This window comes from Pseudomonas sp. OV546 (assembly GCF_900116845.1).
GTDB classification, from domain to species: domain Bacteria; phylum Pseudomonadota; class Gammaproteobacteria; order Pseudomonadales; family Pseudomonadaceae; genus Aquipseudomonas; species Aquipseudomonas petroselini.
The window spans coordinates 516,217-534,123 of sequence record NZ_FPCE01000001.1 but is presented as its reverse complement, the minus strand read 5'-3'; the positions used below and the strand labels follow the sequence as shown (position 1 = coordinate 534,123).

Annotated in this window: 19 protein-coding genes and 1 pseudogene; 5 read left to right on the top strand and 15 right to left on the bottom strand. The window is 60.0% G+C overall.

Annotation, left to right across the window (positions count from 1 at the left end; genetic code table 11):
- Window positions 1–4: 4 nt before the first annotated feature.
- The 3 genes and pseudogenes from BM403_RS02520 to BM403_RS02510 all read left to right on the top strand — a co-directional run bounded on the left by BM403_RS02520 (window position 5) and on the right by BM403_RS02510 (window position 2,277).
- A complete protein-coding gene (locus BM403_RS02520) occupies window positions 5–322 on the top strand; it encodes an IS66-like element accessory protein TnpA (RefSeq protein ID WP_065873493.1) in 318 nt (105 codons plus the stop codon).
- Between the two features lie 100 nt (window positions 323–422).
- Window positions 423–653 carry an IS66 family insertion sequence element accessory protein TnpB gene (tnpB, locus tag BM403_RS31305; RefSeq protein ID WP_256577126.1) on the top strand — a complete coding sequence of 77 codons (231 nt, stop codon included), beginning with the start codon at window positions 423–425 and terminating at the stop codon, window positions 651–653.
- 61 nt (window positions 654–714) lie between these two features.
- Window positions 715–2,277 (top strand): annotated as a pseudogene (locus BM403_RS02510) (IS66 family transposase).
- A gap of 510 nt (window positions 2,278–2,787) precedes the next feature.
- Here the strand turns inward: BM403_RS02510 and BM403_RS31300 are convergent.
- Window positions 2,788–3,003 carry a DUF2790 domain-containing protein gene (locus tag BM403_RS31300; protein ID WP_133257329.1) on the bottom strand — a complete coding sequence of 72 codons (216 nt, stop codon included), beginning with the start codon at window positions 3,001–3,003 and terminating at the stop codon, window positions 2,788–2,790.
- A gap of 267 nt (window positions 3,004–3,270) precedes the next feature.
- Here BM403_RS31300 and BM403_RS02505 point away from each other — a divergent pair, with 267 nt between their 5' ends.
- A complete protein-coding gene (locus BM403_RS02505) occupies window positions 3,271–3,669 on the top strand; it encodes an MFS transporter (RefSeq protein ID WP_256577109.1) in 399 nt (132 codons plus the stop codon).
- A gap of 103 nt (window positions 3,670–3,772) precedes the next feature.
- On the opposite strand, the gene BM403_RS02500 is transcribed toward BM403_RS02505, so the two are convergent.
- The 4 genes from BM403_RS02500 to BM403_RS02485 form a co-directional block, all read right to left on the bottom strand.
- A complete protein-coding gene (locus BM403_RS02500; RefSeq protein ID WP_093541442.1) occupies window positions 3,773–4,969 on the bottom strand; it encodes a multidrug effflux MFS transporter in 1,197 nt (398 codons plus the stop codon).
- A gap of 960 nt (window positions 4,970–5,929) precedes the next feature.
- Window positions 5,930–6,859, bottom strand: coding sequence for a catechol 1,2-dioxygenase (gene catA / locus BM403_RS02495; RefSeq protein WP_056858450.1), 930 nt, complete (start codon window positions 6,857–6,859; stop codon window positions 5,930–5,932).
- A 41-nt stretch (window positions 6,860–6,900) separates the two neighbouring features.
- Window positions 6,901–7,191 (bottom strand): muconolactone Delta-isomerase, encoded by a 291-nt coding sequence (catC, locus tag BM403_RS02490; protein WP_056858449.1) that lies wholly within the window; start codon window positions 7,189–7,191, stop codon window positions 6,901–6,903.
- A gap of 12 nt (window positions 7,192–7,203) precedes the next feature.
- On the bottom strand, window positions 7,204–8,331 hold the full coding sequence (locus BM403_RS02485; RefSeq protein ID WP_056858448.1) for a muconate cycloisomerase family protein: 1,128 nt from the start codon (window positions 8,329–8,331) through the stop codon (window positions 7,204–7,206).
- Between the two features lie 114 nt (window positions 8,332–8,445).
- On the opposite strand from BM403_RS02485, the gene BM403_RS02480 reads away from it, so the two are divergent.
- A complete protein-coding gene (locus BM403_RS02480; protein ID WP_056858447.1) occupies window positions 8,446–9,321 on the top strand; it encodes a LysR family transcriptional regulator in 876 nt (291 codons plus the stop codon).
- Between the two features lie 61 nt (window positions 9,322–9,382).
- Here the strand turns inward: BM403_RS02480 and BM403_RS02475 are convergent, their stop codons facing one another.
- The 10 genes from BM403_RS02475 to BM403_RS02430 all read right to left on the bottom strand — a co-directional run bounded on the left by BM403_RS02475 (window position 9,383) and on the right by BM403_RS02430 (window position 17,728).
- Entirely contained in the window at window positions 9,383–9,880 is a 498-nt protein-coding gene (locus tag BM403_RS02475) for a flavin reductase (protein ID WP_056858446.1), read from the bottom strand.
- Between the two features lie 11 nt (window positions 9,881–9,891).
- A complete protein-coding gene (locus BM403_RS02470; RefSeq protein ID WP_056858445.1) occupies window positions 9,892–10,851 on the bottom strand; it encodes a PDR/VanB family oxidoreductase in 960 nt (319 codons plus the stop codon).
- A gap of 50 nt (window positions 10,852–10,901) precedes the next feature.
- Window positions 10,902–11,642, bottom strand: coding sequence for an SDR family NAD(P)-dependent oxidoreductase (locus tag BM403_RS02465; protein WP_065910958.1), 741 nt, complete (start codon window positions 11,640–11,642; stop codon window positions 10,902–10,904).
- Window positions 11,643–11,653: 11 nt separating this feature from the next.
- The gene (locus BM403_RS02460; protein WP_056858443.1) at window positions 11,654–12,130 is read right to left on the bottom strand and encodes an aromatic-ring-hydroxylating dioxygenase subunit beta; all 477 of its coding nucleotides are present in this window, start codon (window positions 12,128–12,130) and stop codon (window positions 11,654–11,656) included.
- Window positions 12,131–12,145: 15 nt separating this feature from the next.
- Entirely contained in the window at window positions 12,146–13,420 is a 1,275-nt protein-coding gene (locus tag BM403_RS02455) for an aromatic ring-hydroxylating oxygenase subunit alpha (protein WP_056858442.1), read from the bottom strand.
- A 19-nt stretch (window positions 13,421–13,439) separates the two neighbouring features.
- A complete protein-coding gene (locus BM403_RS02450) occupies window positions 13,440–13,802 on the bottom strand; it encodes a hypothetical protein (RefSeq protein ID WP_003232696.1) in 363 nt (120 codons plus the stop codon).
- Between the two features lie 16 nt (window positions 13,803–13,818).
- On the bottom strand, window positions 13,819–14,991 hold the full coding sequence (gene iacA, locus BM403_RS02445; RefSeq protein WP_093541439.1) for an indole-3-acetate monooxygenase: 1,173 nt from the start codon (window positions 14,989–14,991) through the stop codon (window positions 13,819–13,821).
- Between the two features lie 365 nt (window positions 14,992–15,356).
- Window positions 15,357–15,980 (bottom strand): NIPSNAP family protein, encoded by a 624-nt coding sequence (locus BM403_RS02440; RefSeq protein WP_056858440.1) that lies wholly within the window; start codon window positions 15,978–15,980, stop codon window positions 15,357–15,359.
- 91 nt (window positions 15,981–16,071) lie between these two features.
- The gene (locus BM403_RS02435; RefSeq protein WP_056858439.1) at window positions 16,072–16,602 is read right to left on the bottom strand and encodes a nuclear transport factor 2 family protein; all 531 of its coding nucleotides are present in this window, start codon (window positions 16,600–16,602) and stop codon (window positions 16,072–16,074) included.
- 1 nt (window position 16,603) lies between these two features.
- Window positions 16,604–17,728 carry an amidase gene (locus tag BM403_RS02430; protein ID WP_093541437.1) on the bottom strand — a complete coding sequence of 375 codons (1,125 nt, stop codon included), beginning with the start codon at window positions 17,726–17,728 and terminating at the stop codon, window positions 16,604–16,606.
- Window positions 17,729–17,907 lie beyond the last annotated feature (179 nt).

The following is a 17,907-nucleotide window of genomic DNA, read 5'->3' as shown; positions in this document are numbered from 1 at the left end:
CGCCATGCGCCAACGTAATTCCTACACAAAATCCTTCAAGGCCCAAGTCGTCCAGGAATGCCTGCAACCTGGCGTTTCCGTGGCAGCCATCGCGATGAGTCATGGTATCAACGCTAATGTCGTGCGCCGTTGGCTACCGCTTTACCGCGATCAGCCGGTCGCCACCTTGCCAGCGTTCATTCCTTTGAAAGTCGAATCGAAACCAGTAGCTCAAGCGTCGGCGATCATTGAATTACCGATTGGCCAGCAAACGCTTACGGTGAAGTGGCCAATTTACGATCCCGAAGGATGCGCCCGACTCATTCGAGGGCTCACCCAATGATCCGCATCGATGCCATCTGGCTCTCCACCGACCCCATGGACATGCGTGCTGGCACCGACACGGCGTTGGCCAGGGTGATCGCGGTGTCGGTGCGGCGAAGCTGCACTGTGCTTATCTATTCGCCAACCGCCGCGCCACTCGCATGAAAGTTCTGGTGCATGATGGGTTTGACATCTGGCTGGCTGCCCGCCGATTGAATCAAGGAAAGTTTCACTGGCCAGGAATTCGTCAAGGCTCTGAACTTGAGTTGGATACCGAGCAACTTCAGGCTTTAGTGCTGGGCTTGCCTTGGCAGCGCGCTGGGGCTGGCGGTGTGATCACACTGCTTTAACGGCGGCTATTAGCCTATCGGTGTATCGCTGCGAACGGCCTGCTCTGGCAAAATCCGCAGCATGACTTCTTCACCCAACCTCAACCAAATGTCCCCCGACCAACTGCGTGCCTTAGCTGCGCAGTTGCTCTTGCAAGTCGAAGCAATGGGTAAGACGGTCGAAACCATGGGCAAGAAGATCAACCGCGATCAGACGGTGATCGAGAAGCTGACCTTCGAGATCGCGCAGCTCAAACGCTTGAAATTTGCCAAGCGCAGCGAGCAGATGAACCCTGAGCAGGCCAGTTTGCTCGATGACCTGATCGATACCGATATCGCCGCAATTGAAGCCGAGCTTCAAGCCTTGCAAACAGTACCCGCATCGACCGAGAAAAAGCAGAAGCCCAAGCGCACTGCATTGCCGGCTGAGTTTCCACGCACACTGATCCATCACGAACCCGACAACACTCACTGCCCATGCGGCTGCGCGCTCAAACGCATCGGTGAAGATGTCAGTGAGAAGTTGGATTACACACCGGGCGTGTTCACCGTCGAGCGTCATATACGTGGCAAATGGGTCTGCGCTGACTGCGAAACGCTTATCCAGGCACCGGTTCCGGCTCAGATCATCGACAAGGGTATCCCAACCGCCGGGCTGCTGGCCCACTTCATGATTGCCAAGTTTGCTGACCATCTGCCGCTTTACCGTCAGGAATCGATCTTCGGTCGAGCGGGCCTGGCGATTCCCCGTTCAACCTTGGCTCAATGGGTTGGCGTTACTGGGGTTCAGTTGCAGCCGCTGGTCGATGCGCTACACGAAGCGGTACTCGGGCAGCAGGTTATTCATGCCGATGAAACACCGGTGCAGATGCTCATGCCGGGAACAAAGAAAACCCATCACTCCTATGTTTGGGCCTACGCCACCAGCCAATTCTCGGATCTGTCAGCGGTGGTTTACGATTTCAGCCCCAGCCGCGCCGGTGAGCACGCTCGCAACTTCCTGAAAGACTGGAAGGGCAAACTGGTCTGCGATGATTTTGGCGGTTACAAAGCCAGTTTCGAACTCGGCGTGACCGAGATCGGGTGCATGGCCCATGCGCGGCGCAAATTCTTCGAGCTGCATGCTACGAATAAAAGCACGCTTGCTGAGCAAGCCTTGCGCTATATCCAGTTGCTGTACGAAATCGAGAGCGAAGTCCGCGACCTGGAACCGGATTTACGGCGCCGAATACGGCAAGAAAAAGCCGTCCCGGTAATGGACACGCTACATGCCTGGATGAGCGCCCAGCGCGAGCTTGTACCCGAAGGTTCAGGCATCAGCAGATGCACTCGATTACAGCCTAAAACGCTGGGCAGCGCTGTCGCGCTACCTCGATGACGGGGCCGTGCCCATAGACAATAATTGGGCTGAGAACCAAATCAGGCCATGGGCTCTTGGGCGCAAGAACTGGCTCTTTGCAGGCTCGCTACGCAGCGGAAAACGGGCGGCGGCGATCATGAGCTTGATCCAGTCTGCGCGGCTGAATGGTCATGATCCGTATGCTTATCTGAAGGATGTGCTTACGCGCCTGCCGACGCAGCGGGCGAGTGAAATCGATCAGTTGCTGCCGCATGGTGGCAGCCGGTTTCATCACGCAAGGTGTGATGCCCAGGCGCTTACGTGGCTTGTGCACTGGCTAACAAACTGGCGCGTATCGCTCGGGCAATAGCCGCTCACCATACGCAATATGAAACAGGGCCAGACGCCTTGAACGCCTGACCCTGCGGTTGTTGCAGTAGAACTATTCACCTTCAGGTTTTGCGATAGCTGAACAACAGATGATGTGAACGGCGCACCGGCCTGACGAAAATCCTGACATAAAAATCAGCTTCAGAAGCCGACGGTTTTTTAAAGATCGTCAGGCGCGACTCTCATCGTGGCGCTGGGGCCTGCCCCAAACAGACGCCGGATAGATTTAAGCAAGCCAACCACGTCACCCAGTATTGCAAAAATGGGGGTGACCATAGATTTTATTGCCTGAGTTTCACTGCAGCCAGGGCAGCCTTTGGGAGCACTAGCTGTTAGGGGAGCGAAGCTGGGCTCCAGCGATTGGGTAGCGGTTGTCTCATATGCTTGTGGCAAGCCACCTAAGGGCGACCTACCAGCGGCCAGATGTCAGCTATCGTTTGAACTCGACTGAGTTTTAGGGGCATCAACACTCGGCTGTTTTTTTGCGATTTCTGACTTTGTCTCTGCGGACTTTTGAGCGGCCAGATGGGCCTGCTGCTGTTCCAAATTTCGTTGTATCAAACGGTCAGCACCGCCTTCAGCGAGCGCGCTAGTAGCACTGATGCTGAGCAGTGAAATAATGGCAAGCTTGCGAAGGTTCATTTTGCATCTCTCTGATAATGGTCATGGAAGCTACTGCTGCCACGCTTCCGTTTGCCATTCTCAGAGGTCGGGATTAACCAGCGATTAATGGGTCCAGTGCTTTCGAATCAATAGCGTGAAAACTTGTGCTACCAGTTAGGCGCCTTTCCGAGACTTGACACCTCCCGCTGCTTTTTCGTTTCCGACCCACCACACCCATTGCTCCGAGCTGGGAGTGCTGTGTGAGCCGATTCAATTCCAAAAAACATGCCCCACGGAATCGAGCGCATGGAGTATCTACAGCGCCTGCTCGACAAGATCGACAGGTTCGAATTTTTGATTGCGGGCCTCATTGGGGCCGTAGTTGCGAGCTGGTGGCACAAGGACGACTTGCCCGACTGGCGCGCCTGGATGGTGTTCTTGGTTACGGGTGCTGCCTGCTCGCTGTACCTGACGAGCATGGTCAGCGCCTACCTGAGTGTCACCGAGCCCAAGATCGTCGCCGGGATTGGTTTCCTCCTTGGCATGTTCGGAGGCTCGCTACTGGCAGCAATCAACCGAGCCATCAAAGCCGCTGACCTCTGGGTGCTTTACTTTGAGCAACGTCGCCTGCAGCGTCATGCAGGCTTCTTCACCCTGCTGATTTTCGGCGTCGGTGCGGTGGTGGCGGGGCAGTATTCCGGCTGAAACCTGGGCCTGTCCCAAGGCTTCGGCGGCATGTTTCTGGCCTTGCTGATCATTGCCGTATGTACCTGTTTCGTTACTCGGCGGTGAAGCATCGAGTAATCTCCTATGAGCCCTGGAGCGCTACATCACGTTTGTGCTGCAAACGGCGGGTCAGCATTGCAAGCGTCACGGCCAACGCACCGCATGAGCAGATAACCAGCGCCATTGGCAACGCCGTACCATCGTGAAGCACACCCACCAGCGCGGCCGCTGCTGCCGCCACACTGAACTGCAGGCAACCGAGCAATGCCGACGCGCTGCCCGCACGCGCCCATTGCCCGTTCATGGCGCAGGCTGAGGCATTGGGGGTGATGGAGCCCAGGCAGGCAATGCAGACAAACAAGGGCACCAGCAGGGGCCAGAGCTGTTCGGTGCGCAGACCGGCAATCGCCAACAATGCCAGTGCAGCAGCGAGGTACATCCAGATAACCCGCGACAGCAGGAACGCAGGCCCCTTTTTGCCCACCAACCGGGCATTGAGCTGCGAGACCAGAATGAAACCCGCCGCATTGGTACCGAACAGCCAGCCATAGTGCTCAGGCGGCACTCCGTAGAGCTTGATGAACACGAACGGCGAACCGGCGATGTAAGAAAACATCCCAGCCATGGCGATCCCGCCAGTGAGCGCGTGGCCTAGAAAAATACGATCGCCCAACAAGCGGCGGTACTGCGTCAGTGCGCCTGATAAAGGCTGGCGAGGATGAGTGGCGGGCATGCTTTCCGGCAGGCCCAGCGCCACGGCTATTGAAGCCAGCGCACTGAACGCCGTCAGGCTGATGAAGATCGACTGCCACCCATAGAGGTTGACCAGCAAGCCGCCGAGCATGGGCGCCAGAATCGGCGCCAAGCCCATAACCAGCATTAATTGCGAGAATACTTTGGCCGACTGAACGGCATCGCACCTGTCGCTGACAATGGCTCGGGCAATCACCATCCCCGCACAGCCGCCGAGCGCCTGAACGAAGCGCGCGCCGATCAGCCATTCCAGATTCGGCGCGAAGGCACACGCCAGCGATGCGAGGGTGAACAGCGAAGCCCCGAACAGCAGCGGGACACGTCGGCCGAAGCGATCCGCCACCGCCCCGTAAGCCAGTTGACCGATGGACAAGCCCAGAAAATATGACGCCAGGGTCAACTGGACATGCTTCTCGTCAGTGACAAACGCGAGGGCAATGGCAGGGAAGCCAGGCAGATAAAAGTCGACGGCCAAGGGGCCGAAGGCGCTCAAGGCACCGAGAATAATGATCGCGCGCAGGTTCATCAGACATCCAGACGATATTCAGAGCAGAGGGGGTACCCAACCCCGCAAAGCCCAGACATGGTATGCACTTAAGTTTAAGTGGACACCAGTTCTAGCCTTTTAAGCGGGTATTTCATGCAGCCAACACGCTATTCCGACTCCAACTCCTTCAAAGCCCAGGTCATTCAGGAGTGTGCCCAATCCAGCGAAATGGAGCTGGATACCGATCAACTCCCGGCACTGGTAGATGACTTGGCCGGACGCATACCATTATCAAGCTCTCCGACACGATATAACTTTAACCTAGGACGGAGACTGAATAGCCGTAAGCGGGCGGCGAACACACCTACCGAACTCCAGCATTAAGGGCGATGGTGTCCGCGTATTTTTTAGCGAACGCGATCACCCTTATCGCTAGGATTTCCATGCGCCAACGTAGCTCTTATCCCAAACCGTTCAAAGCCCAGGTCGTCCAGAAAGCGCAATGCGGCAATCGCAGTGTCTCGACCATCCGGGGTGTGACCGAAATCCTTGACTGAGCAGGCCGCGGATTCCGCGCAGATCAGCAGTCAGCTCAACGCACGGGCCAATCTACAGATGAAGTTGATCGACCAATTCCGCATATAACAAACGGCCCTTGCAGTGAGTGACTCAGGGACGGTAATTTGGCGAACAGTGCATGGTACTCAGCCGCGAAATGGCTGAGTGTCGTCTTGATGGTGATGCCAGGCTGGTTCATATGGCTGGCAATTTTTTCTTATCAGCTAACACGTAGCAGTAAGTCTAATGCAATAGTTGAATCGGCAAATCAATTCGGCTGAGCTTCTCCAAATAGCCTCTGTGCCAAGCCTGGTCAGCATCCGCTGACCAGGAAATGCAACTAAAGCCTGCTTGCTCCCCGTTGCAGTGGGTCGGTCGAAAGATGGGCCGACCGACACACCGTGATCCCGGATACTCCGGTACTCACCTGCCCTACCGCGCTCAGTCCTCGAGCGCACGAACGCGCTGCATGCGCTGTTGTTCTACCGGTGCAGCGGCTACCTGGAGCTCAAAGTCGAAATCAATCTGCGCAAAGCGACCTTGCACACCCAACTCCCGCGCCAGCTGTGGATCATCGCTAAAGCGGATTTCGGCGATTAGCTCATCGCGTGTCGCATACGCAAAGTCGTCGTGCAGGTAGGGGTCATCCGACAGATTGATCTGCGTGGTCAGGTGACGATAACCCGGGGCCGAGATAAAGAAATGGATATGCGCCGGCCGCTGCCCATGACGCCCAAGTTGATCAAGCAACTGCTGAGTCGGTCCGGTCGGCGGGCAGCCATAGCCGGACGGCACGATGCTGCGAAAACGGTAATTGCCCTGGGCATCAGTCTCGATGCGCCTGCGCAGATTGAACGCCGATTGGCTGCTGTCGAACCAGGAATACGTGCCGCCGGTGTTGGCCTGCCACACATCGACAATCGCGCCAGCCAGGGGATTGCCGTCGGTGTCGCGCACCTGACCACGCATGAACAGAGGCGCGGCGGCATCGGTCCCATCATCCAGCCGCGCTTCGTACTTGGACAACGGCGCACCGGCCACGTAAAGCGGGCCTTCGATGGTACGCGGGGTGCCACCGGTCTTGCCGGCCTCGACATCGGCGGCGTCCATCAACATGTCCAGGTAATGCTCCAGCCCCAGCCCCGCGACGAGCAGCCCGGCTTCCTGATTCTTGCCCAGTTCGTTGAGGTAGTTGACCGCCTTCCAGAATTCTTCGGGGGTCACCTCCAGGTCTTCGATGATGTTCACGGTGTCGCGCAGAATCCGGTACACCAACGCCTTGGTGCGCGGGTTGCCGCCATCGTTAAGGTTGCCGCTGGCCTCTTCAAGAAACTGTTGAGCGTGGTCGGTCTGTGAAAGTCGGATGGACATGGTGCTTTCCTCATCTTGTAATTATTGAGTGAATGGCAGGCTTAGCGGTCATCTTCATGGATCGACGAAGGGTGCCGGCACAAGGCGTTCACTTCGATGGCCATGTAGGGAAAGAGCGGCAGTTGCATCAGCAAATCGTGCAGGTCCTGCACGCTGTCGACATCGAACACGCTGTAGTTGGCGTAGTGCCCGGCGATGCGCCACAGGTGGCGCCATTTGCCTTCCTGTTGCAGGCGCTGCGCCAAGGCTTTTTCCTCGGCCTTGAGGCCAGCGGCGCGCTCGGGGTTCATATCGAGGGGCAGGTTCACGGTCATTTTTACGTTGAACAACATGGCAGGTGCCTCTTAGTGTTTGTCACGACGGAAGAACGCCAGACGCTCTTCATCGATGGCCAGGCCCAGGCCCGGGGCGGTTGAGACATGCAGGTGGAAATCCCGATACACCAGCGGTTCGGCAAGAATGTCCTCGGTCAGCAGCAGCGGGCCGAACAGCTCGGTGTCCCACGCCAGCTTGTTCAGCGTGAGGAAGGCATGCGCCGAAGCCAGGGTGCCGATACCGCCCTCGAGCATGGTGCCGCCGTACAGGGCGATGCCCGCGGCTTCTGCTATCGCAGCCGTACGCAACACCGCGCGGGGGCCGCCGTTCTTGGCGATTTTGAGGGCGAACACCGACGCCGCGCCTTCACGGGCCAGGTTGAAGGCGTCCTCCACACATTCGATGGATTCATCCGCCATGATCGGCGCCGGGCTCGACAGATTGAGCCGGACCATACCGCCGCGGTTATAGCGTGAAATTGGTTGCTCGATCAGGTCGATACCGTTGTCGCCCAGCTCCTTGCACGCGCGCACTGCCACCGCTTCGTCCCACGCCTGGTTAACGTCAACGCGCACACTGGCGCGGTCGCCCAGCACCTTTTTGATTGCGATCACGTGGGCCAGGTCGTGGTCGACCTCACCGCCACCGATCTTCAATTTGAAGATACGGTGACGGCGCAGGTCGAGCATCTTCTCGGCCTCGGCAATGTCCTTTTCAGTGTTGCCGCTGGCCAGGGTCCAGGCCACCGGCAATGCGTCACGCACGCGGCCGCCGAGCAGTTCGCTGACCGGCAGGTTCAGACGTTTGCCCAACGCATCGAGCAAGGCGCTTTCAACACCGGACTTGGCGAAGGTGTTGCCGCGAATGCTGCGCTCCAGGCGCAACATGGCCGCATTGATATTGCTGGCGTCCTGGCCGATCAGCAGCGGCGCAAAATGGCGATCGATGTTGACCTTGATGCTGTCGGGGCTTTCATTGCCGTAGCTCAAGCCACCAATGGTGGTGGACTCGCCAATGCCTTCGATACCGTCGGCGCAGCGCACGCGGATGATCACCAGGGTCTGGTTCTGCATCGTGTGCATCGCCAGCTTGTGCGGGCGAATGGTGGGAAGGTCGACGATGATCGTCTCGATCGACTCTATGGCGCAAATGGGCATGGTGATACCTGTTGAGTTCTTTTTAGATTTAAGCTGATTCTGTTCCCTATTTTTCATGGCATCCAATATAGAATGGGTCTCAAATAATACCTTTAGGGTATGAAAGGAGTGATCATGGAATTACGTCACCTGCGTTATTTCCAGGTGCTGGGGGCAACCCTTAACTTCACCCGCGCCGCCGAACGCCTGCACATTGCCCAGCCGCCCTTGAGCCGGCAGATCCAGCAACTGGAGGATGAGCTGGGGGTGATTCTGCTCGAACGCGGCCGGCCGCTGCGGCTGACCGAGGCCGGGCGGTTTTTCTATGAGCACGCCAATGTGCTGCTGGAACAACTGAACACGGTGTGCGCCAACACCCGGCGCATCGGCCAGGGCGAGAAGACCTGGCTGGGCATCGGCTTTGCGCCGTCGACCCTGTACGGCGTGTTGCCGGAACTGATTCGGCGGTTGCGCAGCCACGAGGCGCTGGAGCTGGAATTGGGGCTGTCGGAGATGACCACCCTGCAGCAGGTCGAAGCCCTCAAGGCCGGGCGCATCGATGTGGGCTTCGGGCGGATCCGTATTGACGATACGGCCATCGTCCAGCGCGTCCTGGTAGAGGACCGTCTGGTGGCGGTACTGCCCTCCGGCCACCCTTTGCTCGACGCGCCCGCCACCCTTGCGCAATTGTCCGCCGAACCGTTTGTGCTGTACCCCGGCAACCCGCGCCCCAGTTATGCCGACCATGTGATCGCGCTGTTCGACGCCCATGGCCTGAGCCTCAAGGTGGCGCAATGGACCAACGAATTGCAGACCGCCATCGGCCTGGTCGGCGCGGGCATGGGCGTAACGCTGGTGCCGGCCTCGGTGCAGGTGCTGCACCGCGCGGACATCGGCTACACGCCGGTTGTGGAAACCACCGCGACCTCGCCGATCATTCTGAGCCGGCGGGTGAATGACCAGTCGCCGGGGCTTACACATTGCTTGCACTTGGTGGAAGAATTGATCTGAGTTCCTCTGGCCGGGCTTGTCTGAATTCGGCTGCCGTTCGCCCCTCCAGCGAACATGGCATTCAGCAAGCCTTGGAGGCTTCACCCAGGCGGTGATAGGCGCGGTTGAAATATACCAGGCCCTCTTCTGCCTCACCCTGGCGGATGGTCTGGATCTCGCAGTAGAAAATACTGTGGGACCCCACTTCGTGTACCTGCGCGATACGACAATCGAAGTTGACCAGCGCGTCGAGCATCACTGGCGCACCGCTTTCCAGGGTGATCCACTGCGTCACGGCAAAGCGCTCATCCATGCTCAGCGCCCGGTTCGCGAACGCCCCGGACATGTCCTGGTGATCGCCACGCAGAATGTTCACGCACACCGCGCCATTACGCTTGAAGTGCTCGTTGGAATGCGACGATCGATTCATACACACCAACAGCGTGGGCGGTGAGTCGGTGACGCTGCACACCGCCGAGGCGGTAAAGCCGAACCGGCCCGCCTCGCCATCGGTGGTGATGACCGTCACGGCGCCGCCGAGCATGGCCATTGCATTGCGAAAGCTGCCTATGTCTACCATGGTCGTTCCCCTCAGATATCCAGCACGAGTTTTTTGGATTTGGCTCGTGAACAGCACACTAGAACTTGGTCATTGCCGGCCTTTTCATCGTCCGTGAGGTACACGTCGCGATGGTCCGGCTCGCCTTCGAGCACGTCGCACAGGCAGGTCCCGCACACCCCCTGCTCGCAGGAAATCTCGATTTTGATGCCCACCTGCGCCAGCGCGGCGAGAATGCTTTGCCCTTCCGCCACCTTCACGGTCTTGCCACTGCGCGCGGCCACCACTTCAAAACTGCCACCCGAGCTATCCACGTCCACCTGGAAATATTCCTTGTGGATGTGCGACTCGCTGTAGCCCTGCCTGCGCGCGCCCTGGATCACCCAGTCCATGAAGCCTGCGGGGCCGCAGGTATACATGTGCACGCCGGCCTCGCCCTTGCCCAGCACCTTGGCCAGATCGAGCTTCTGCTCTGGCCCTTCGTCATCGAAGTGGGTGAACACCTGCGCGGCAAACGGTGCGCTGGCCAGTTCCGCGAGGAACGCACTGCGTTCACGCTCACGCCCGCAGTAGTGCAGTTCGAAGGTCTGGCCGGCCGCGTGCAACGCATAGGCCATGGCAATCATCGGCGTGACACCGATACCGCCACCCAACAGCACTGAACGCCGCGCCTCGGCCGCCAGCGCAAACAGGTTGCGCGGCAGGCTGATCTGCACCTCGTGACCTTCGAGCAGGATGTCATGCACCCCGACCGAACCACCGCGCGAGGCCGGGTCCCTGAGCACACCCAGGCGATACAGGCTCGGGTCGGCAGGGTTGCTGCACAACGAGTACTGGCGCACCAGCCCCGGCCCGATATGGATATCGACGTGCGCACCGGCATCGAACATCGGCAGCGGCGCGCCGTCACGGCGGGTCAGGTCCAGGACGACAACACCGCCCCCTTGCAGCTCGCGCTTGCGCACGATTACGTCCAACAGTTCTTCAGTCATGGCCGTTATTCCATGGAGTTCGCAAAGACCGCCGTAGCGGCCGCTATCAGTCAGCGCATGAACAGGCCGCCATTCACATCCCAGGTAGCTCCGGTAGCGAAATAGGCCTCGGGGCGTGCCAGCTGCACAATCAAGTCACCGAGAAAATCCGCATCGCCCAGGCGCTGCACCGGAATATTGGCCAGCAGGCTCGGCAAGCGTTCGGCCGGAATCGCCGCGCGCACCGCCGCCGATTCGATAGGGCCCGGGGCGATGGCGTTGACCGTTACCCCGCGCGCGGCAAATTCCTTGGCGAAGATCTTGGTCAGCGTGACGATGCCGCCCTTGCTCGCGGCATAATGCGCGCCGGTCGCAGTGCCGCCGTTCTGCCCGGCTAGGGACGCCATGTTGATGATGCGTCCATAGCCGGTCTCGGCCATGTACGCGCCCAGCACCTGGCAACCGAGGAACACACTGCGCAGGTTCAGGCCGACCACAGCGTCGAACTCCTCGGGGCTGATCTGCATCAGCGGCGTGGTCTTGGTCACGGCAGCGTTATTGACCACCACGTGCAACGCGCCGAAACGCACCAGCACTTGCTCCAGCCCCGCTTCGAAATCGGCCTTGCTGCCGGCGTCCAGTTGCAGCGCGAGCGTGCGCTCACCGGCCGGGTCCAGCTGTTTGGCGCAGGCTTGCGCGGCTTCAAGGTTGAGGTCGGTGATCACCACCGAGTACCCCGCCCGCAGCAGGCTAGCGCAAAAATGCTGCCCCAGGCCCTGCCCCGCGCCCGTCACCAATGCGATCTGGTTCATGTCGGCGCTCCTTAAAGGATGTAGCCGATACCGGCAAGGGCATCGTCACTGTTGATCAGGCTGACCACTTTGCGCTGGATCTTGAAACCACCCTCGCTGCGGATCAGTTGGTAGGTGAGGTCGGCGCTGTAGAACTTCAGGCTTTCCTTGCGGAACTCACGGATGTTCTGCGCGCAGCGCACCGTCACCTGCACCCCGTCATCGGCCAACACCCGGAACCGCGACTGCATGCGCACCGTGCGCGGTTGCGGGCTGGTGGAAATCGATTCGCCGCCGGTCAAGCGCTGCACCCGCAGCTCACGCATATGATGGTCGTCGTAGGCGTAGTTGAGCGTGTTCTCGAAATCGGTTTCCCTGGGGTCAATGGGAATGATGTAGGTGCCCTTGTCGGTCCACATCGTCAACCACCCGTCGTATTCACCGTGGTCCAGCATGTCGCCTTCCTGCCAGATGAAAGCGGTCACTTCTTGCAGTAATTGCAGGTTCATAAGGTTCTCCACGGATCAGACCGACATCATCTTTTTCCACTGCTGATAGGCGGCGCGCATGCCGGTTTCGGCACTCACATCGGACACCAGCCCGTCTGCACTGGCCTGCTCGCCGGGCAAGCCGCGGTTGAGCATGATCCACAGGTCTTCACCGGCGCTGGCGCCCTTCTGTACCCGCTCCCAGGCCTCGGAATCGTCCGGCGTGCCGAAACCCATCGGGCCCTGGAAGTGCTCATGCAGACGCAGACGATAACGGTTGGCCACGGCCGGACCGCCGTCCATGGTGATCACCGAGTGGTGAATTTCGGTCTCGGTCACCGAGATCGGTTGCAGCACCCGAAAGAACGCCATCGAGCAGGCGACGTTGGGGAACAGGTTGAGGTTGAAGCCGGTGCCGCCGACCGCACGCACGATTAGCCGCACCTGTTGCTCTTCGATACCTTCCTCACGCAACTCGGCCGCGAGGCCTTCGAAGCGCTCGGGGATCGGTTTGTCCAGGTCGGCTTCGAGGTCGATCAGGTCCGGGATCATCACCATCACGCTGTGGCCGTTGCCCAGGTCCTCAACGTAGCCGGGGCCCTTGACGAAGTCGAACAGCTCAAGGGTCTGTTCATCCACCGACGACAGAAAGCTCTTGTGCACCAGCGGAAAATGGTAGGCGTCCGTGGTGTTTTCCAGCTGGATCTTCCAGTTGCCGGGAAAACGGAAACGGTGCTCGCCCGGAACCTTTATGCCGTAGCCGGCGCCCTGTTTCATGAACAGGTCCATCCATTTTTTCGCGGCGCCGAGGTAGTCTTCCAGCGGCTCGATGTCGTCCTTGAAGGTGGCGAAGATCATGCCGGCATAACTTTCGGTGCGCAGGCTGACCAGCGGCAGCTCGGCCTTGTCGATGCAGTCGCCGTAGCTTTCCGGGTGCGGAATACCGCGCAGCGAGCCATCGAGCGCATAGCCCCAGCCGTGGTACGGGCAGACGAAGCTGTTGGTCTTGCCTTTCTTGTGTTCACACACAGTGGCGCCACGGTGGCGGCAGCGGTTGAGCAGCACGTGCACGTCTTTCTTGCGGTCACGCACCACGATCACTGGCTGCTTGCCGATATAGGTGGTCTTGTAGCTGCCGTTGTCGGGAATCTCGCTGGCGTGGGCGACCCAGATCCAGGTGCTGTAGAAAATCTTTTCCAGCTCGGCGTCGAACAATTGTGCGTCGGTGTACATCGAGGTGTGGACGCGGTCAGCCTGCACCAGGTCGGCGGGGTCGACGTCAAGGTTTACAGCGGGAATCAGCTTGCTCATGGGAATGTCCTCGTCGGCATCAAGTGCGCTGAATAATCAGCTCGCGCCCAACCCGGGCTTCAACCTTGGTGTAGCGCCACAGCTTGTACGGGCCATCGCCCACCGGCGTTGTGCGAAACAGGTTGCAGGCGGCGTGCACGGTCTCGATGTCCGGCACGTCGGCCAGCAGGTACGTGGTCCATGGGAAGCCATCGGAAGGCCCGACCATGCTCTGGTCGTCATCCATGTTGCCCAGCACCTTGACGCCGGCGAGGTCGTGGATACCGTTCCACATTGCACTGAACGCTGCCCACACCTGCAATTGCTCATCGCGCGCGGCATCGAAAAAATTCTGGTTGATGCCCATGCAAAACAGCACGCGCAAGGTCTTTTTATCGCTCATTTTATTTCCTCGACGGTTAGAGGTAGCCAGGCAAAGGCTGTTTGCCGAAGAACATGGCTCCGGCGTTTTGATAGGTGATGTCGCCCATGAATGCGTGCTGGGTCACCACTTGGGCGTCGTTGACACAGCGCGCCAGCGGGCTGTCGTTGTACACGCCGCTCATGCCCGAGAGCATCTGCGCGGTACGCGCCACATCGGCGGCGACACGGGTGGCATGGGTCGACGACAACCGCAGCAGGTTGGTCGCGGCCACGGGCACCGCATCGCCGGCCAGCACGTAATCCCAGGCGTGTTCGATGGATTCGTAGAAGAACGCCCGTGCGGCACGCAGCTCGGCTTCCGCCCGAGCAATGTCGACCTGGGCCAGGGGCCGATCGGCAATCGCCGGGGCACCGGTGACCGAGACACGCCCGCTGGCCATGTCAGCCAGGGCATCGAGTGCGGCACGCGCCACGCCTAGGCCAACCACCGAGAGCACCTGGGTGGCGAATGACAGCGACGGGTAGCGGAAGAACGGTTCGTCCAGGTTGGGCAGGCCGCCGCGCACGAAGGTCCACTCCTCGCTGACCCGCACATTGTCGGCGACCAGGTCGTGGCTGCCGGTACCCAGCAGGCCGACGGTGTCCCAGGTTTCGTCTATACGGATCGCGCTGCGCGGCATTACCGCGATGCGCGGCAGGCCAAACGTGTCGCCGCTTTTCGGGGCGATGCCGACACCGACGATGTCGGAACCCAGGGAACCGCTGGAGTACTTCCAGCGGCCATTGACGACGAAACCACCCTCGACCACCTCAGCCGGTTGCGGCGGGAAGATACCGCCGGCGAACACCACGTCCGGACCGTTCGCATATACCTTGGCGATGCTGTCGAGCGGCAGCGCCGCGAGGTAGACCGGACTCATGCCAAAACTGGCAACCCAGCCGGCCGAGCCGTCGGCCTGGGCGATGCGCTCGATCATCTGGCAGAACTCGGCGGGCGAACATTCCAGGCCACCAAAGCGCTTGGGCACCAGCGCCCGGTAAACACCGTGCTGTTTGAACGCTTCGATCACGTCCTGCGAAATGTGGCGCTGACCGTCGAACTCACCGGCTCGGGCACGTTCGCGCACATCGACAAGCAAGGCTTCGAAGGCGGGGCCACTGGCAAGCGAGCTCACCGTATCAACCGCTGGTTTTTTAAGCGAATGCATAGATTAACTCCGTTGTCAGGAACGGTATTGGGCTGGGCAGGAAGTCAGCGTCGAGCTGAGACGCGGGGCGGAGCGAGGGCGATGGATCGGCATAGTGGTTACCTTTTTTTTTGTGGGTGCCGTTGGGGAGAATTTGAGCGAAATTACGTGAATTGTCAATTGAATTATCGTGCTTAAAAACACCACTAATCATGTAAATTATTGAAGGAAAACGAATGAATGGCCGATTATCTCGTTGTTATTTTTGAGTAATATTCTTTTTTTAACCTTGGGTATTTTCTAAATATTTTTTAATTGGATTTATTTTTTTCACAAAAAAGTGGGAGTTGGCTTGCCCACTCCCACACTGGATCTGAGCCGTTTTTTCAGCGCAACGGTGAGAACGGCGCCGGCAGGTACACCGTGGAATGCATCTGCAGCAATTGCGGCGCGGAATTTTCCGGCGGCCACGCGCCGTCGGTCACGGCGCGAGTGCGTACTTCAAGGCGCTGCTCCAGTGAGCTGTAGGGCCAGATGTGCAGGTAGCGCGGAAGCAGCCCGCTGGTGGCGTAGAACGCGGCATACACCTGGGAATAGTCCGGCCCGGTGCGACGCCCCACGGCCTTGCTCCAACCGCGCAATGTCGGCGCCAACCCGCCGGGCACGAGGTTGTATTCGCGCAACTCATAGAACGGACCATGAACACCGGGAGCAAGCGGTTCGACAAAGGCGAAGGCGCTGTAATCATCCACTTGCTGCTCCAGCAGAAATTCGCCGATCGCAAAACCATCGGGCGCCAGCAGATAGCGCTCGCGTTCGCGTTCGCGACACCCGCTATCGTCGAACCCGCGCAGTACTGCAATACGATTCTGCGCGCCGATTTCCGACACCCAGCAGCCCATCAGGTGCACGCCCTCGCCCGCCTCGCGCAGGCTCTGCTCCAAGCGCGGCAAGGCTTGTGGCACGGTGCGTACACGCAGGGTGAAGGTCAACAGTTCGAAGTGTTTCATGGCAGTCTCCAGCGCGACGCGCACGGCATGACCGCCTTTGTCGGCCAGTCATGGAAAAAGAACGGTGGGAATAATCAGTGAGCGTTATCGCTCACTGTGCGACAGGCTTGGGCACCGGCAACTCGGCGTCACTGTTCCACGCCTGCACCGGGCGGCTGAACAGGTTTTCGGTCTGGAAATGCGCCATGCGCCACTGCCCGCCTTCTTCGGCGAAACGTACCGTCAGGCGCGCGGCGTTGAGATGAGAGGCGCCGCTGGCGAACGTGGATGTCTGCAACATCACCCAACTGCCGAGCACGGCATCGTCCCGCACCTCGATCAGCTCGCTGGTGAGGAAATGCACGTTCAGGGCAAAGTGCGCCGGGGTTTTCATGTAGCCGGCAAACATCGCGGCGATGGCTTCGCGTCCACGATAGCCGCCGAAGCTCTGGGCGTACTTGGCGCCTTTACCCTCCCACACCGCATCCTGGGTGAACAGGCCGGCCAGTTCGTCGAGCGGTGTGTGAGCGTCAAGAGCGTCACACAGTACCATGTAGCGGTTCATGCAGGCGCGCGCGCTGTCCTGGATTTCAAAACGGCGCAGGCGTTGTTCCAGGTCTGCGCGGGGAATGGGTGTGCTCATCTTAGGCCTCATACCCGGCGTACAGGCGTTCAAGCAGGCGGCCAGCGATGGCCAGCATTTGCTCATCCGCGCCTTTGGCCCCCACCAGCTGCAGGCCAACCGGCAGGCCCTCGGCACTGGCCAACGGGATGCTCAGCGCCGGATGCCCCGACAGGTTGAACGGGCGTACGAAGGCGGTCATGCCCAGCACTGCCTGGGTGTCGGTCGCCTCGGCCAGGGCCAAGGGAAACTCCGGCATGGTCGGCAGCACCAGCACGTCGACCTGCTGCAGCGCCGCATCGACTTCGGCAGTGAAGCGCAGACGCACCTGCTCGGCCTCGGCCAGCGCCGTGGCGGTGGTGTTACCGGCGGCGGCCAGGCGCGCAGCGATGTCGGCGCCGACCTTGCCGGTGGCCAGCAAGTGCCCGCAGGCATCGAAGGTCTCGCGGTTGATAACCACCATGCCCGCGTCATAGGCCGCCTTAAGGCTGGGCAACGTGAGGGCTTCATTGGGCAGTTGGCTGCCGGTGATCGCGGCATCGATCACGCGCTGTACCGCTGCGCTGGCTTGCACGGTCACAACGCCCAGGCGTGGCGCGGCGGGCGCGGGTGCGGGTGTGAAAGTCGGGTCGATCGCCTGCATGGCCGTGACCAGCATTGGCAGACTCGAGGCAAACGGGCCGACACAGTCGAGGCTGCTGTGCGCCGGCATCACGCCACGGCGGCTGACCCGTCCAAACGTCGGTTTAAAGCCGAACACGCCACAGCAACAGGCGGGAATGCGCACCGAGCCGCCGGTGTCCGTGCCCAAGGAAAAATCCACCAGCCCGGCGGCCACGGCGGCTGCCGAGCCGCTGGACGATCCGCCGGGAATGCGCCCCGGAAAACGCGGGTTCGGCGCGGTGCCGGTCCAGTGATTGATCCCCGTGGTGCCAAACGCCAGTTCGTGCAGGCGGGTCTTGCCTACCAGTCGACAGCCCTTGTCCAGCAGGGCTTGCACCACATCAGCGTGGGCCGTGGCCGGCGCGGCATCGTCCAGCGCCTGGCTCGACGCACGGGTTGGCAGACCGGCGATATCGAGGGTGTCCTTAACCATTACGGTCGGTCCGTCGGCGCCAAGGGAAAGCTGTTCAATCACCAGGGTCATGTCACGTCACCTTCAGTGCAAAATGCGCAATGCGGACGCCCGATGCGCCCTTGCCTTTTTTCACACTCACCGAATATTACGTGAATTGTCAATTATATTTCTGCGCCCTGGCCTGGCCGCACTCGTCCATAACTGTGGTCAATAACCGTGCCGATTTCACGAGAAAAGTCTATGATTGC